Genomic DNA, 16,369 nt, shown 5'->3' on the forward strand with positions numbered 1-16,369 from the left:
GCTGGGAAAGCATCGTCGTTGCAAGATCGGTTGCGATCCACGCCACTGTGAACCTCGGGAACTTGATTTTGCACACAATCGCAAGCAACTACGGCACCGGACCGGTACGGGCGAGTTTTATGCCAGACCCTTGGGACGCTCACGACTCCTTGGGACGCTCACGACTCCAAGGCTCTTTGAAACCAGCAGTGTGATCCGAGCTCGATATCAAACGCGCCATCATCCGTTCCGCCGAGGACCGGAGCAAGGTAGAAGACGTGCTAAAAAACTTTGTTGTTCAGACGGTTACGACATGTACGCGGTTTGCGAAGACAGTCGTCCTGCTTTCGCTGGCGCTGACCGCCCTTTCGGTCTGGTACACGTCGGAAAACTTCGCGATCAACACCGACATCTCCAAGCTGATCTCTCCTGATCTCGATTGGCGCAAGCGCGAGATCGCGTTCGAGAAAGCCTTCCCCGGTACCCAGGATTCGATCGTCGCCGTCGTCGAGGCACCGACTCCCGAACTGACCAAACTTGCGGTCACCGAACTCGAACAACGACTCACCGGCCGCGAGGCCGAGTTCAAATCGGTCCGCAACGTCGCCGGCAGTCCGTTCTTCCAACAGAACGGCCTGCTGTTCCTGCCTACCGAGGAGGTCAAGCAGCTCACGGGTCAGCTCGCCCAGTCCGAACCGCTGATCGGCAGCCTTGCCACCGATCCCAGCCTGCGTGGCCTGACCGAAGCCCTGACCACCGTGCTCGCCGGCCTCCGACGCGGTGAGCTCAAGATCGACGACCTCACCAAGCCGCTCAACGCGTTCTCCGAGGCGATCGAAAAGGTGCTGAAGGAAGGCACCGCGACCTTCTCCTGGCGCGCCCTGATGAACGGCGGACCGCTGCCGGTCTCCGACACCCGCGCCTTCCTGCAAATCCGCCCGGTGCTCGACTTCCAGGCACTCGAACCCGGCCGCGCCGCCGAGAATACGATCCGCGCCGAGGTCGCCGACCTCAAGCTCGCCGAGAAGTACCAGGCCCGCGTTCGCCTGACCGGACCTGTGGCGATCGCCAACGACGAATTCGGCAGCACGCAGGAAGGCATCGTGATGAACTCGATCATCACCTGCATCATCGTGCTGTTCATCCTGTGGCTCGCACTGCACTCGCCGAAGATCATCGCTGCCGTTGCCATCGCGCTGACGATCGGCTTGGCGATCACGACGGCCGTCGGCCTATGGCTTGTCGGCTCGTTCAACCCGATCTCGGTGGCCTTCGCAGTGCTGTTTGTCGGACTGGGCGTCGACTTCGGCATCCAGTTCAGCATTCGCTATCGGACCGAACGCTACGAGATCGACGACCTCTACAAGGCGTTGGCGAAGGCCGCGGAAAACAGCGCAGTGCCGCTGTCGCTGGCAGCGGTGGCAACCTCGCTCGGCTTTCTGTCGTTCCTGCCGACCGCCTATCAAGGTGTATCCGAACTTGGCAAGATCGCCGGCGCCGGCATGCTGATCGCCTTCATCGGCAGCATCACCGTGCTGCCCGCGTTGCTCGCGCTGTTCAACCCGCCAGGCGAGAAGGCCGAACTCGGCTATGCGATCATGGCCCCGGTCGATGCCTTCATGGAGCGGCATCGCATCGCCATCGTCGCGCTCACGCTTGGCACCGCGATCGTCGGCCTGCCCCTGCTCTACTTCCTGCAGTTCGACTTCAACCCGATGAACCTGCGCAGCGCGAAGGTCGAATCGGTTGCTACCTATCTCGACATCCGCCGCGATCCGCAGACCGACACCAGCGCGATCGATGTGATCACACCGTCGCGACAGGCCGCGGCGCAAGCCGAGGACCGGCTCCGCAAGGTGCCCGAAGTCGATCGCGTGATGTCGCTCGATTTCTTCGTGCCGCAGGATCAGCCGACGAAGCTCGCCGCCATCAAGCAGGCGGCCACGGTGCTCGAGCCGACGTTCAAGGAAGCCAAGCTCGACCGACCGACCGACGCCGAAAACATCGAGGCCCTGAACGACGCGGCCAAGAGCCTCAATCAGGCGGCGACTGGCAAGAGCGGTCAGGGCGCCGACGCGCTGAAGCGGCTGGCAGGCAACCTCGAGAAGCTCGCCCAAAGCAGCGAGGCCCAGCGCGAGGAGACGCAGTCGGTGTTCGTCACGCCGCTCCGCGTCGTGCTCGACGAAGTGTCCAATTCGTTGCAGGCCAAGCCGGTGACGTTCGACAATCTGCCGAAGGATCTGGTGTCCGACTGGATGACGGAGGATGGCCGTATTCGCGTTCAGGCGTCACCGAAGGGTGATCCGAACGACAACGAAACGCTGCGCAAATTCGCCTCCGCCGTGCTGGCCGTGGAGCCGACCGCGATCGGCGGCCCCATCTCGATCCTGGAAGCCGGCAACACGATCTCGATGGCATTCATCCACGCCGGGCTATGGGCGCTGGTTTCGATTTCGATCCTGCTGTGGGTCGTGCTACGCCGGGTCGGCGACGTGCTGCTGACGCTGGTGCCGCTGATTCTCGCCGGCGCGCTCACGCTGGAAATCTGCGTGCTGATCGGCATCCCGATGAACTTCGCCAACATCGTCGCGCTGCCGCTGCTGCTCGGCGTCGGCGTCGCGTTCAAAATCTACTACGTGGTGGCATGGCGTGCGGGCAGCTCCAACCTGCTGCAGTCGAGCCTGACGCGGGCGATCTTCTACAGCGCCCTGACGACGGCGACCGCATTCGGCAGCCTGTGGTTCTCGAGCCATCCAGGAACCGCCAGCATGGGCAAGCTGCTGGCGCTCTCGCTGCTGACGACGCTCTGCGCCGCCGTGCTGTTCCAGCCTGCCCTGATGGGCAAGCCGCGTGAGCCGTCAGTGCCGGGGGACGAGGCTGGAGATATTTGAGCAGACCGGATCGAGCGGCGCCGCAGCAGCAGCGCCGGCACCCGGCGCGCTCTTCGACATCGCAACACCCTTGGTCTGCTGGCTGGGCGGCGTGCCGCCCTTCGCCTGACCGGCAGCAGGAGCAGCACTCGCGGCCGGCGGCAGCGGCGGCGTGTTCGGGTCGGTGATCCGCTTCCAGTCCTCGCCGTCGCAGATCACGCCGCTGAAGCAGCCGCGCACCTCGAGCATGTCCCGCTTGTTGAGGCTCATCTTCGCATCATAGATGCCGCCGCCGGATATCAGCGCCGTTCCCTGCGGGTCGTAGATCTTCCCGGTCCAGAGATTCGGTTCCGTCTGACGCATGTTGATCAGGATCGGAATCCCGAGCATCGGACGTCCCTTCATGGACGGGTCGCGATTGTTGACGTCACGACCCGGACTTTTTTCCGCCGAAATGATGCCCCAGAGGGCAGGCGGACAGCTCACGATCTTGATTCTCGCGCTGCCATCCTTCACAAGCCATTCACCGACCGGATCGGCGGCGACAGCTGTGGCGGTGGCGGCAAGCAAAATCGTACCTGACAAGACCAACGTGCGCATGATCGCAAGTGCCCTATTTACTTGAGCCGATTTCTCAATAATCGTTCGAAAGCGCTGGAAAGATACCTGCTTTCGACATTATCTGACTAGATGCTAATTACACCTTGTGGGACCACAACAAAGCAAAAGTGTGAGCAATGACGGGTGGACAGCCGGACCTGCCCCGGATGATCGAGGAGCGGGAGACCGAACGCGGAGCACTACACGCGCGTCATTTGAACGAGCAGTTGGTCCGCGTTCTGAAAACGATCGGATTCGACGTTGGTTTCAAACGCGGCCAGGGGCAATACCTCTATGACCGCAAGGAGCGGCGCTACCTCGACCTGCTGAGCGGGTTCGGCGTCTTCGCCATCGGCCGCAACCACCCGGTGCTGCGGGACACGCTGAAGAGCATTCTCGACAGTGACCTGCCGAACCTCGTGCAGATGGACGTGTCGACGCTGGCCGGCATTCTGGCCGAACGGCTGCTGGCCTATACGCCCTACCTCGACAAGGCGTTCTTCGCCAACTCGGGAACCGAATGCGTCGAGGCCGCGATCAAGTTTGCCCGCGGCGCGACGGGCCGTCCCGGCATTCTCTACATGGGCCACGCCTATCACGGCCTCTCCTATGGCTCGCTGTCGCTGACCGACGACAAGAACTTCCGCACCGGCTTCGAGCCGCTGCTGCCGGGCTGTACCGTGGTGCCGTTCAACGATCTGGCCGCCCTGGAGAAGGCGCTCGCGAGCAAGCAGATCGCAGCCTTCATCTTCGAGCCGATCCAGGGCAAGGGCGTGAATATCCCCGACGATCACTTCCTGCCGGAAGCTGCGGCTTTATGCCGCCGATACGGCACGCTGTTCGTCGCCGACGAGATTCAGACCGGGCTCGGGCGCACCGGCAAATTCCTCGCGGTCGAACACTGGAACGTCGAGCCCGACATGGTGCTGCTGTCGAAATCGCTGTCCGGCGGCCATGTGCCGGTCGGCGCGCTTTTGACCCGCAAGGCGATCTTCGACAAGATTTTCGATCGAATGGATCGTGCCGTGGTGCACGGCTCCACCTTCTCCAAGAACGACTTGGCGATGGCCGCAGGCATCGCTACGCTCGATGTGATCAAACAGGAGAAGCTGATCGAGAACGCAGCCGTGCGCGGCGAGCGCATCCAGCGCGCGTTCGCCAGCATGGTCGAGCGTTACGAACTGGTGAAGACGTCGCGCGGCAAGGGGTTGATGATCGGCATCGAGTTCGGGCCGCCGAAATCCTTTGCACTGCGCGCCTCGTGGAACATGCTGGAGACCGCCAGTGCCGGCCTGTTCTGCCAGCTCATCACCATTCCGCTGTTCAAGGATCACCAGGTGCTGACGCAGGTCTCCGGCCACGCCAGCCACACCATCAAGATCCTGCCGCCGCTGACGATCACTGAAGACGATTGCGCCTGGATCGAGCGTTCGTTCGATGCGGTGATCGAAAGCGCGCACCGCGTACCGGGCGCGGCCTGGTCACTCGGTAAGACGCTGGTGAGTAACGCCATTCGCGTACGCGAATCGGCATAACGGCAAGCAAGCACCGTGAAGCAAGCGGCGGCGGTCAGCGCCGCCGTCCCACACCGTCCCGTTATAGGATCTCGCTATGTGCGGTCTCGCTTTCGGCGAGACCGGCGACAAGCTCCAGTGGAGTACGGCGCCCGCCGTGTCTCCCCGGCTCAATCTCCCACGGCTTGGATGACGAGGTCCCCACTCTTGCGGAGACCCGCACGCGCGGAGAGACTTACTTCCGCCCCGGATAGCTCACCGCCATGCCGGCACGCACGTCCTGCTGCACGCCATATTGCGGGAACGGGTAGCGGAAGCCGTTCTTCGACAGCGCCTTCATGCCAGTGATCGCGCTGACGAGGTATTCCGGCGGCGTTGCCATCAGCATCTCCTCGTCCAGCACCCCGCCATAGCGGCGCTCGGCGAAGCAGGGAATCGACAGGCTCGGTTGCCGCAGCGTCAGCGCCCGTCCCCATGAATCGGCACACGCCGATTCACCGACCACGCTCCAATCGAATCGCTTGTAGCCCGCCCACTGCAGGCCATTGATGAAATAGATCATGGCTCCCGGCGTGGCATAGAACAGCGCGATGTCCGGCGGATCGAGCTGCGCCTTCGACAGCGGCGCCACCGCGAGCGCATCGTATTTGCCGTCCGGCACGCAATGCATCGCCGACTGGTGCGCGGTCGCGTCCTCGAGCGTGGAAAACCATACGCCCTTCATGTGCTGGCCGGATTGCCAGGCCTCGGTCTTCGCGTTGCCGAGACCAACCACCGCGCGGCATTGCGCACCGACGAGATCGTCCGACGTGATGCCCACCGTCCAGCCGAGCCGTGAGGCCTGACCGACGATCTGGTCGAGGGTGTGAATCGATTGCGGCCGGCGAATCTTCGGGATCGCTTCCATATCCTCGCGGCGCTCAAACATCTTCATGCCGAAGGGAATGGTGCGAAGCTTGAGCAGCGACGACAATTCGTCAACCAGCGCTGGCCAGTCATAGGTCATGGAAGTTTCCTCGTTGTTGTTCGTGGAACCTAGCGCAATCGACCACACGGCGCTATCGCGTTAAGCCTAACGCGGCGGCTGCATTCTCGTGAAAATATGCAGGAACGGCGGGAAAAGGCCTTTCAGCCGCCGGAAAGCTGGGAATATCCGCTGATGATCGATGCCAGCGCGACCACGACAGCGGCAACGATCAAGAGGACGTCGAACGCAGACATCCGTTTCATTGCCAAGAAATCTCGAATTCGTCTGATCATTTGCGAGGATTTACGGGCCACTTTTGAATCAATTCTGAATCCGATTAACTAAACTCGGGCCTATCCTCATATCCGTAGAAATACGATCAGAACGTCGATCAACTGACCGTGAGGCCGGTCGCGACCTTGCCAAAAATGAGCGCCGCCCACGCCGCAGCGCCCGTCTACGATCGCGACAAGAGACCGTTTACGATCATCCGCGCGATGCAACGACGCGCAAGCTGCTCGTTGCCGGTGGATCAAACGTCTTGATCGGCGGCAGGTTGCCGGTGAAGCGCTCGACCTGAACGGTGGTGAGCTGACCACAGCAGCCCTGCGCCAGCGACGAGGTGCCGATGTCGCGCGTCAGCACGTTCGGATTGCCATGCACGCACAGCGGATTGTCCTCGTTCGCGTCTTCTGGATCGTACCATGCTCCAGTCGGCAACCGCACGACACCAGGACGGATATCGTCCGTCACATGCGCGGTGGCGAGGCAGGCGCCGCGCGCGTTGAACAGCTTGACGATGTCGCCATCCTTGATGCTGCGCGCCTTGGCGTCATCGGGATGGATGCTCATCACCTCGCGGCCGCGCCGCTTCTCCGCATCGCTGTGACCGCCGAAGTCGAACTGGCTGTGCAGCCGCGATGCGGGCTGATTGGCCACGAGATGCAACGGCGCTTCCGCGTCCGGCACATCGGTCGGCGGCAGCCAGGTCGGATGGCCAGGGCAGTCAGCGTAGCCGAAGCTCGCGATCGTCTTCGAAAAGATCTCGATCTTGCCGCTCGGCGTCGGCAGCGGCTTTCCTTCCGGATCATCACGGAACGCGCGCAGGATGCCACCATCCTCAGGCGCCGCGGGCAGTTCAAGCTCACCGTCGCGCCAGAAGCTGTCGAAATCCGGTGCCGGCAGGTTCTTGGCCGCGAGCGCCTTCTGCGTGGTCGCATAGATGTGTCGCAGCCAGTCCTTGGTCGTGCGGCCTTCGGTGAACGCCTCCCGCTTGCCGAGCCGTTCGGCAAGATCGGTGAAGATGTCGTAGTCGTCGCGCGCGTGCGCAAACGGCTTTGCCAGCCGCTGCATCGCGATCATCAATTGGTCGGTCGGCGTCGCGCCGATATCCTCGCGCTCCAGCGTCATCGTGCACGGCAGCACGATATCGGCATGACGCGCGGTCGCGGTCCAGGCGATCTCATGCACCACCAGCGTCTCAAGCCCGAAGAAGGCGCGGCGCAGGCGGTTCAGATCCTGATGGTGGTGGAACGGATTGCCGCCGGCCCAATACACCAGGCGAATGTCCGGATAGGTGAGTTTCTGGCCATTGTAGTCGAAAGGCTGACCGGGGTTCAGCAACATGTCGGAGATGCGCGCGACCGGAATGAAGTCGCTGACGCCATTGCGGCCCTGCGGCAAGGCGGCGACCGGCACCGCGTTCGACTTCTTGCCGTAATTCGCCACGGCACCGAGCGCATAGTTGTAGCCGCCGCCCGGCAGGCCAATCTGCCCCAGCATTGCCGCCAGCACCGCGCACATCCACACCGGCTGCTCACCGTGCTCCGAGCGCTGCATCGAATGCGAGGCGACGATCAGCACGCGCTTGTTGACCAGGCGGCGCGTCAGCGTCTCGATCTTGGCCGCGGGAATGTCACAGATCGATGCTGCCCAGGCAGGCGTCTTCGGCACGCCGTCGCTGCGGCCCATCAGGTAGGCCTCGAACACGTCCCAGCCGACGCAATGGCTGTCGAGAAAAGCGCGGTCGTGCAGGCCTTCGGCAACCAGCGTGTAGGCCATGCCCAGCATCAACGCCGTGTCGGTCCCCGGAATCGGCGCCAGCCACTCGGCCTGCGCATCCGCCGGCAGATCGGAGCGCTGCGGGCTGACGACGATGAATTCCGTGCCGCGCGCCCGCGCCTTGGCCATGTCCACCCGTTCGGTATGCTGGGTTATTCCGCCGGAGGCCACGCGGGAGTTCTTCGACGCCATGCCGCCAAAAGCGAGCACGATGTCGGTGTACTTGACGATGTCGCTCCAGGCGACGTTCCGGCGGGTGACGTCATCGTAGCCGCCGAGCACATGCGGCAGAATCACGTTTGAGGCGCCGGCGCTGTAGCTGTTGACCGAGCGGACGTAACCGCCGAGCGCGGTGTTCAGGAAACGGTGAATCTGGCTTTGGGCGTGGTGGAAGCGGCCAGCGCTGGACCACCCGTAGGAGCCGCCGAAAATGGCGCCGACGCCGTGCGTATCGCGCACGCGGCCGAGTTCCTTGGCCAGCAGATCGAGCACCTCGCCCCATTCCATCGGCACGAATTCATCGCGGCCGCGACGGTCGTCCTTGCCGGGGCCTCGCTCCAGCCAACCGCGCCGGACGTAGGGCCGGTCGATTCGCACCTTGTGCCGCAGCGCGGACGGAAAATTCTGGATGATCGGATTGGGATCGGGGTCGCTCGGATGCGGGGTGACGACCAGGGTATCGCCCTCCCACTTGCCGCTGAAGGCGCCCCAATGGGAGCTATGGGTGCCACCAAGAACCTCGTCCGCAACGTCCGTCATCCATTCCACCCGCATCGGTTAGCTATTGGGATACGGCCCGGCCAGCCGGGCACACCCGAAAACGCAGCGAAACTTACGGGTTAACGCCGCCTCTGTCATCGGGAACATGGGCGTTGCAGGGCAATTATGCAGAGGCGCGAGAAACCGTTTTACGTCTCTGCCTGATGCTGAGCAGCGCGAACCGCGCGTCTCGGAAGGATGACTGTTGGCACCGGCTTGGCCTCATAGTTCGAGACGGTCTCGCAGACCTCATCACCATGAGGGTCCAGATCGAAGATCATGGTCTTAATCGGCCTCAGCGCTTCAGCCGATAGCCCGTGCTGAAGATCCACCACACGATGCCAAGGCACAGACACAGGAACACCAGCGTCATCCCCAGGCTGACGCCGACGCCGACGTCGGCGATGTTGTAGAAGCTCCAGCGGAAACCGGAGACGAGATAGACGATCGGATTGAACAGCGCCACCGTCTGCCACAACGGCGGCAGCACATTGATCGAGTAGAACGTGCCGCCGAGAAAGGTCAGCGGCGTGATGATCAGCAGCGGGATGAACTGCAGCTGCTCGAAGCCATCCGCCCAGATGCCGATGATGAAACCGAGCATGCTGAACGTGACGGCCGTCAGCACCAGAAACGCGATCATCCAGAGCGGATGAGCGATCTGCAACGGCACGAAGAAACCCGCGGTGGCCAGGATGATCAACCCCAGAATGATCGACTTGCTGGCGGCGGCGCCGACATAGCCGACCACGATCTCGATCGGCGAAATCGGCGCCGACAGGATTTCGTAGATGGTGCCGACGAATTTCGGGAAATAGATTCCGAACGAAGCATTCGACACGCTTTGCGTCAGCAGCGTCAGCATGATCAGACCGGGCACGATGAACGAGCCATAGGCAACGCCCTCGATCTCGGTGATGCGCGAGCCGATCGCAGCGCCAAACACCACGAAATAGAGCGAGGTCGAGATCACCGGCGAGACGATGCTTTGCAGCAGCGTACGCCCGGTGCGCGCCATCTCGAACTTGTAGATTGCGAGAGCCGCCCGCCAGTTCATGCCCGCTGCCTCACTAGATCAACGAAGATATCCTCGAGCGAACTCTGCGTCGTATGCAGATCCTTGAAGCCTATGCCCGCGGCGCTGAGGTCATCCAGCAACGCGGTGATGCCGGTGCGCTCGCCCTGGGTGTCGTAGGTGTAGACCAGCTCGTTGCCCTGATCGGCGAGCGTCAGATCATGCCCTGCGAGCGCCGTCGGCACCGCATCCAACCGCTTCTGCAGGTGCAGCGTCAGCTGCTTCTTGCCGAGCTTGCGCATCAGCTCGCTCTTCTCCTCGACCAGTACGATTTCACCCTTGTTGATGACGCCGATCCGGTCGGCCATCTCCTCGGCTTCCTCGATGTAATGCGTGGTCAGGACGATAGTGACGCCGGAGGCGCGCAGCGCACGCACCATTTCCCACATGTCCTTGCGCAATTCGACGTCAACACCGGCGGTCGGCTCATCGAGAAACAGGACGCTCGGCTCATGCGCAAGCGCCTTGGCGATCATCACACGCCGCTTCATACCGCCGGACAGGGTGATGATCTTGTTGTCTTTCTTGTCCCAGAGCGACAGGTCCTTCAGCACCTTCTCGATGTGGGCAGGATTGGCCGGCTTGCCGAACAGGCCGCGGCTGAAGCTGACCGTCGCCCACACCGTCTCGAACGAATCGGTTGCGAGTTCCTGCGGCACCAGGCCGATCAGCGAACGCGCCGCCCGATAATCGGCGATGATATCGTGACCGCCGACGGTGACCACGCCGCCACTCGGATTGACGATGCCGCAGACGATGCCGATCAGCGTCGTCTTGCCGGCGCCATTCGGCCCGAGCAGCGCGAAAATCTCGCCGCGATGGATGTCGAGGTTGATGGTCTTCAGCGCTTGAAAGCCTGAACCATAGGTCTTCGACAGACCCGAGACCGAAATGATCGATTGCATGGGAAGTCAGCGCTGGTTCGTCAGAGTCCGGCTGGGGGAAGCCAGAGCCCAAAGGTGAGAAGGCCCGCCCGGCAGGGCGAGAGACATTTAAGCCATGTTCGCAAATGAACAAGAGTGCAGCCGACGTCTTCCGCAAACAATTACCGTGAATCGGGCCAATATAAATGCCGGCGAATCGATTGACGATGCTGGGATTTTCGGCCTTTGATCCTTGCCAGTTCCACACCGATCAAGGCGCAGGCCCTTTCAGCGGATGATCTTCACGAAGAAGCCTTATGTGCATGCCGGCGAGCGCAAACCCGCCAGAATCCTCGCCCTGTTCTCCGACGGCTTTATCGGCGACATCCGCATCAAACCCTATCTGAACGCCCTGCTCGGCCGCGGCGTGATCGCCGACTACCGCATCGCCGACCGCGCGATGACGCTGACCGGTCCCGGTCCGTACGCGTTTACGCATATCTGGTGTCAGCGGAACATCTCGTCGGCCCAATTCTCGTTCCTGAAGGCGCACCGTCATGTGCCGATCGTTTACGACCTCGACGACCTGCTGACACAGATTCCCGATTTCGTCGCCTCCTCGAAGCGCGCCACCCATAACCGAATCATCTGGTGTCTGCAGAACGCAACCTGCGTCACCGTCGCAAGCGAGGCGCTGCGGGCGCATCTGCGGCAGCAGGTGGCAGCGACTGAAGGCAAGATCGCCGTGCTGAAGAATGGCTGCGCCGACGCAGGACCGCCACAGCACAACGGCGAGAACCGGCAACTGGTCTGGACGTCCAGCGACGTGCCGTTCTTTTTGCGCGAGCACCCAGACTTCGTGCGACGGCTCGCGGAGCTGCTCAATCGCAGCGGCTACGAGGCCGTCCTGATCGGCCGGTTCGACGTGGAAATCCGCAGCGCATTCGCGCAAGCGCACCACATCAGCCACCTCGACTTCCTGTCGTTCCGCAACTACCTGCGCAGCCGCGCCGGCGGCATTGCCATCGCGCCGCTGCCGATGCAGTTGCCGGCAAAAGCGCAGCAGTATTTCGATGCGAAATCGGACGTGAAGCTGGTGGACTACCTGTCGGCCGGGCTCGTGCCGATCGTCAGCCGCGCCCTGCCCTATGCCACCTCGGAGCTGTTCATGCCGCAGCTTGCCGCCAAGTCCGCCGACGAGATGCTGCAAATCGTCGAAACCTGCATCGCAACCCCCGATATGATCCGCCAGCAGATCGACACCACGATCCACCAGCCCGGACTGCTGGCGCAACGAACCTTTGCCGAACTGTCGAAGGTGCTGGATCCTTTGTTCATCTGAATGCGCAGATCACTTCGGCACCGACACGCGCCTCGTCATCCGGCGCTGGCCCGAGCTGAAGGCAGCGCAGATGAGCAATCCCTTGCGGCGGCCGATGGGCGATGATGACGAGGGCCGCCTGCGGCAGCGTCGTGCACAACAACTCCATCAGCATGCGCTCGGAGTCGGTGTCGAGCGCGCTGGTCGCCTCGTCGAGGAATACCCAATCCGGCTTCGATGCGATCACCCGCGCCAATGCCAACCGCTGCTGTTCGCCGACCGAAAGGCCGCTGACAATCCCCTCCTCCGCCGCGAGGCGATGACCGAGGCCGACCTTGCGCAACAGGCTCTCAACCTCGGCCTGCGACAGCGAACCGGGCAAGGCGGGATAGACCGCCGAGGCGGCAAGGCTGTCGAGCGGCTGATAGACCTGCTGCGGCAGGATGCAGACGCGCCCGTGCGGGAAGGTGATGTCACCTTCCGCGTGGGGCCAGAGGCCCGCAAGGGTTTTGAACAGCGTGCTCTTGCCAAGGCCCGAGGCGCCGCTGAGCCAGACCCGCTCGCCGCGGCGAACGGTGATATCTCCGGTCTGCAGGAGCGAGCGACCATCGGGCGCGCGGATCGTGACGCCCGCCATGCGCAACACATCGCCCTGCACTGTCCGTTGCGGACGCGGCAGCTCGGACGGCACGCCCATGATCGCATCGAGGAAACGCTGCAGCCGGCGCGTGGTCGCCACCAGGTCGGACAGGAACTTGTAGTTGAAGACGAACCACGACAGCGTCGTCACCACCTGCGAAAACGCGTTGGCAAGCTGCATCAGGCCGCCAAGCGTGATCTTTCCGGCGAGAAACGCCGGCAGCGCCAGGAAGGTCGGAATCCGCAGCACGGTCTGGAAGTACGGCCGCGAGAACAGGCCGAAGATGAATTCGCGCCGGATCACCCGATGCCAGATCGTCCCGACCTCCTCGAAGCGTTGCGCGACCAGCCGGCGCTCGGCCGCCTCGCCGTTCGACAAGGCGATCGCTCCGGCATTTTCCCGGACATGCATCAGGATCGAACGGAAGTCGGCCTCGCGCTTCTGCTCCTCCGCGAGCAAACCTGCCAGCGGCCGGCCAAGCGCATGGGTCATCAGCACGGCGACCGCCACGTAGACCGGCGCAATCCAGAACATGTAACGCGGGATATCGATCGCGAGATCGAACAGCGAGAACGACAACGTGAACGTCGCCAGTTGCCAAAGCACGGTCGCGTAGGAATAGAGCGCAACCAGGCTCATGACGAAGTCGAGGATGCCGGAGCGCATGCCCTCGTCCCTGCCGAGAATGAACTCGGTGAAGAGATTGCAGTCTTCGGCGATGCGCTGATCCGGATTGTCGATGACCTTGTCACGAACGAGCGCCGGGCTGAGCAGCCAGAATGCCTTCCGTGCGGTCCAGCGATCCACGAGCGTCTCGGTCAGCTGCCGCCGCCAGCGCAACTGCAACACCTTGCGGATGTAGCGCCCGGAGAGGTAAAGCCCGGAAAGAGCGCCTGCCAGCGCGAAAAACACGCCGATCTGGGTGACGGCGGCGGATACGTCGAGCTTCTGCAGCGCATTGAAGAAGTCCGCATTCCACTGGATCAGACGCACGTTGATCCGGATGCTCGCGAACTGACAGGCTATGACGATCGCCAGCAGCAACAGGCTGAGCCACTTGCCAGGGCCGGCATGGGCGATGCGCAGGAAACGCCAGATCTGCTTGATGATGTCACGCATCGGCTACAGCCTCGTTTGCCGGAATAGTTCGGACCGGATGCGTTGCATCCGATCCATCCATGGTCGCTCGCGGCGGCTCAGAACTGATAGTTCGCGCCGACCTTGAAGGTGCGGCCGGGCGCCGTCTGAAGCTCGAGCGGGTTCTGAATCGCCACTGCCGTTGACGCGGGAACGATCGAATACGTCGTCGCGCCGTTGAGCGAGCGGAAGTAGCGGGTGTCGGCGATGTTCAGCACCGAAGCGCGCAGCGTCAGCCCCTTCACGACCTGCGGCGACCAGCCGACGATCGCGTCGAACACGATATAGCCGTCGGGCCGGTACAGCGTTGCGCTCGACCGCTCGAGCACTTTGCTCGACCAGGTCGAGACGAGCTGTGCGTCGAGGCCGATCTCCGGGTCGACATAACGTACGGCGAACGTGCCCGAGAGCGGCGTCGTGTTGTCGAACGGCGTGGTCCGCGCTCCGGCGGTCGCGACCTGGGTGCCGTCGATGTAGGCGATCGAACCGGATACGATCCAGTTCGCCGAAAGACGGCGCTCGGCGGCGATCTCCACACCCCAGAGATTGACGCTCGCCAGATTGCGGTAGGTGTAGTCGAAGAGCCCGGGATTGGTGGTGCTCGGAACCTGCACGAAGTTCTGGATGAAGTCGGTGTAATCCGCCTTGAACGCCGTCACTGAGAAGAAGCCGTTCGCGAACTGGCCACGCACGCCGATCTCGTAGCTCTTCACCTGCTCCGGCTTCAGGTCCGGATTGGGAATCAGGTCGCTGTTGCCGCCACCGCCGCCTGGCAGCGAGGTAAACAGCTGCTGCGCGGTCGGCATCTTGAAGCCCTCCGCATAGCGCGCGACGAACGAGATGTGCTCGTCGAGCTTGAACACCGAACCGAGCTGCTTGACGAGCTTCTCGCTGGAGATATCGCGCGGCTCCTTGCCCGGACGCGCGACGTAATACTGGTCCGGCCGCGGGTTCAGCTCGTAGGTGGCGTATCGGACGCCGGGCGAGAGCACCCAGCGGTTGTTGAAGAAGCCGATCTCGTCCTGGATGAAGCCGTCGATCCGCTTGGTCGTCGCATTGGCGAAATTGAAGCCGCCTGCATTGGTGATGGTCGTGGAGCCGGTCGTCAGGTTGGTAAGGATGTCGCGGCGGCGATAATCGGTCTCGGCAACGCTGGCATAAGCACCGTAAGTGAGCTTGTGGGTGGCGAGATAGGTGTTGAACGACGAGTTGAGCTGGATGTCACCCTCGGTGAACTGCTCCTTGTAGTTCAACAAATAATCCAACCGGTCCTGCTGGCCGTTGGCGAGACGGCGGCGGCGGTCGCCGGTGAACTGCCGCTCCTGCGGCGAATGCGATACCTGCCACTTCACCTGATCGAGCCAGCCGAGCCCCGGCGTGTAGCGGTGATTGAGGGTGTAGCGCTCGCGCGTCTGGATCTGGTTGCGAATGTAGCTGAGGTTGGTGATTCCCCCCGCAGCTGCCCCGAGATCGAAGCGTTGATCGACGGTCGCGTCCTTCTTCAGGTACTCGGCCGTGAATTTGACCTCGTGCTCCTTGCTCGGCGACCAGACCAGCTTGCCGAGCAGATCATAGTCGCTGCCATCGAGCGGGTTGAGCTCGTTGCAGCGGATGGCTTCCGGATTGCGCGGACAACCCCAGCTTCCGCCATCGGCGCGGGCATTGCTGAGTTTACCCTCGTTGTAGGAGCGATGCGAGGCGCTGATCATCGCTGAGAAATCGCCGAAACGGAACGCGCTAGCGCCGGTCTTGAAGAAGCTCTTGTCGTAGGAGTCGAAGCTGGTGTCGAGCTGGCCGCCGAAGTTGCGGCCCTTCAGATAGTCCTCCGGGTCCTTGGTGACGAAAGCGACGACGCCGCCGAGCGCATCCGCCCCCCACATCACGCCGGCCGGTCCGCGGATGATCTCCACCGCCTTCAAATTCGCCATGTTCACGAAGTCGCGGTTGCCATCGACAATGCTTTCGATGACACGGGTGCCATCCACCAGCATCTGCACGCGGTTGTTGGAGACGCCACGAATGGTGAAGCCTGCAAGATTTCCGAACGGATCGACCGACGACGTCGTCTTCGAGACGGAAATGCCGGGCTCGTAACGCACCAGATCCTGCACGTCGCGGACCATGCGCTCGTCGAGTTCCTGACGGCCGATGACGGTGACGCTCTGCGGCAGGTCGAGCAGTTGCCGCGCATTGCGGTCGGCATAGACGCTGATGGTGTCGAGCATCACGCCGTAGCTTGCCGCAACGCGCGCGGCGGCCGCGTCGTGCTCGCTTTGCGATGCCTGCTGCTCCTGTCGCGGTGGTTGCCGCTGCTGCTGATGTCGCTCGGACGCCGCTTGCGCGTCGGCCGCAGCGCTCCACAGCAGCGGCAAGGCGAATGCGACACATGCCCCGCGCGCGCCGTGCGCGCTGGTGTCGTTCTTGTTGTTTCGAAACATCTCAGTCCCCGTATGCCCAATAGACGGCGGGAACTTTTCTGCGGCCGCAAAAAGATCGTCAATTAAAACGCCTCAATACTGAGGCAATATCGAAGCTTATCACAATAGAACTTATCGATAGTCCGACTCTGTATTTATTATTACT

General features: G+C 62.6%; 10 protein-coding genes. 3 read left to right on the top strand and 7 right to left on the bottom strand.

Annotated elements, in window-relative coordinates; translation table 11 throughout:
- The first annotated feature begins 257 nt into the window (after positions 1-257).
- Complete coding sequence (locus X566_RS02525) at positions 258-2,870, top strand: MMPL family transporter (protein WP_034463192.1); 2,613 nt, start codon at positions 258-260, stop codon at positions 2,868-2,870.
- Here X566_RS02525 and X566_RS02530 read toward each other — a convergent pair.
- A complete protein-coding gene (locus X566_RS02530; RefSeq protein WP_034463194.1) occupies positions 2,838-3,449 on the bottom strand; it encodes a DUF2147 domain-containing protein in 612 nt (203 codons plus the stop codon). The two genes, X566_RS02525 and X566_RS02530, sit on opposite strands and share 33 nt — an antisense overlap.
- A gap of 167 nt (positions 3,450-3,616) precedes the next feature.
- On the opposite strand from X566_RS02530, the gene X566_RS02535 reads away from it, so the two are divergent.
- Positions 3,617-4,984: an aspartate aminotransferase family protein gene (locus tag X566_RS02535; RefSeq protein WP_152539886.1), complete on the top strand. Its 1,368-nt coding sequence runs from the start codon at positions 3,617-3,619 to the stop codon at positions 4,982-4,984.
- Positions 4,985-5,198: 214 nt separating this feature from the next.
- Here X566_RS02535 and X566_RS02540 read toward each other — a convergent pair whose 3' ends face one another.
- The 4 genes from X566_RS02540 to X566_RS02555 form a co-directional block, all read right to left on the bottom strand.
- A complete protein-coding gene (locus tag X566_RS02540; RefSeq protein ID WP_034463199.1) occupies positions 5,199-5,969 on the bottom strand; it encodes a DUF169 domain-containing protein in 771 nt (256 codons plus the stop codon).
- 447 nt (positions 5,970-6,416) lie between these two features.
- Complete coding sequence (locus X566_RS02545; RefSeq protein ID WP_081740019.1) at positions 6,417-8,750, bottom strand: molybdopterin guanine dinucleotide-containing S/N-oxide reductase; 2,334 nt, start codon at positions 8,748-8,750, stop codon at positions 6,417-6,419.
- A 295-nt stretch (positions 8,751-9,045) separates the two neighbouring features.
- Positions 9,046-9,807, bottom strand: coding sequence for an ABC transporter permease (locus X566_RS02550; RefSeq protein WP_034463201.1), 762 nt, complete (start codon positions 9,805-9,807; stop codon positions 9,046-9,048).
- A complete protein-coding gene (locus X566_RS02555) occupies positions 9,804-10,730 on the bottom strand; it encodes an ABC transporter ATP-binding protein (RefSeq protein ID WP_034463203.1) in 927 nt (308 codons plus the stop codon). Before X566_RS02555 ends, X566_RS02550 begins: the two co-directional genes overlap by 4 nt.
- Positions 10,731-10,983: 253 nt before the next feature.
- Between X566_RS02555 and X566_RS02560 the strand changes: the two genes are divergently transcribed.
- Positions 10,984-12,030, top strand: a complete 1,047-nt coding sequence (locus X566_RS02560) for a hypothetical protein (protein WP_051443818.1) — start codon at positions 10,984-10,986, stop codon at positions 12,028-12,030.
- Here the strand turns inward: X566_RS02560 and X566_RS02565 are convergent.
- A complete protein-coding gene (locus tag X566_RS02565) occupies positions 12,023-13,768 on the bottom strand; it encodes an ABC transporter ATP-binding protein/permease (RefSeq protein WP_034463205.1) in 1,746 nt (581 codons plus the stop codon). The two genes, X566_RS02560 and X566_RS02565, sit on opposite strands and share 8 nt — an antisense overlap.
- Positions 13,769-13,845: 77 nt before the next feature.
- Positions 13,846-16,224: a TonB-dependent hemoglobin/transferrin/lactoferrin family receptor gene (locus X566_RS02570; protein ID WP_051443819.1), complete on the bottom strand. Its 2,379-nt coding sequence runs from the start codon at positions 16,222-16,224 to the stop codon at positions 13,846-13,848.
- Between the last annotated feature and the right edge of the window lie 145 nt (positions 16,225-16,369).

It is taken from the genome of Afipia sp. P52-10 (assembly GCF_000516555.1).
Classification (GTDB): domain Bacteria; phylum Pseudomonadota; class Alphaproteobacteria; order Rhizobiales; family Xanthobacteraceae; genus P52-10.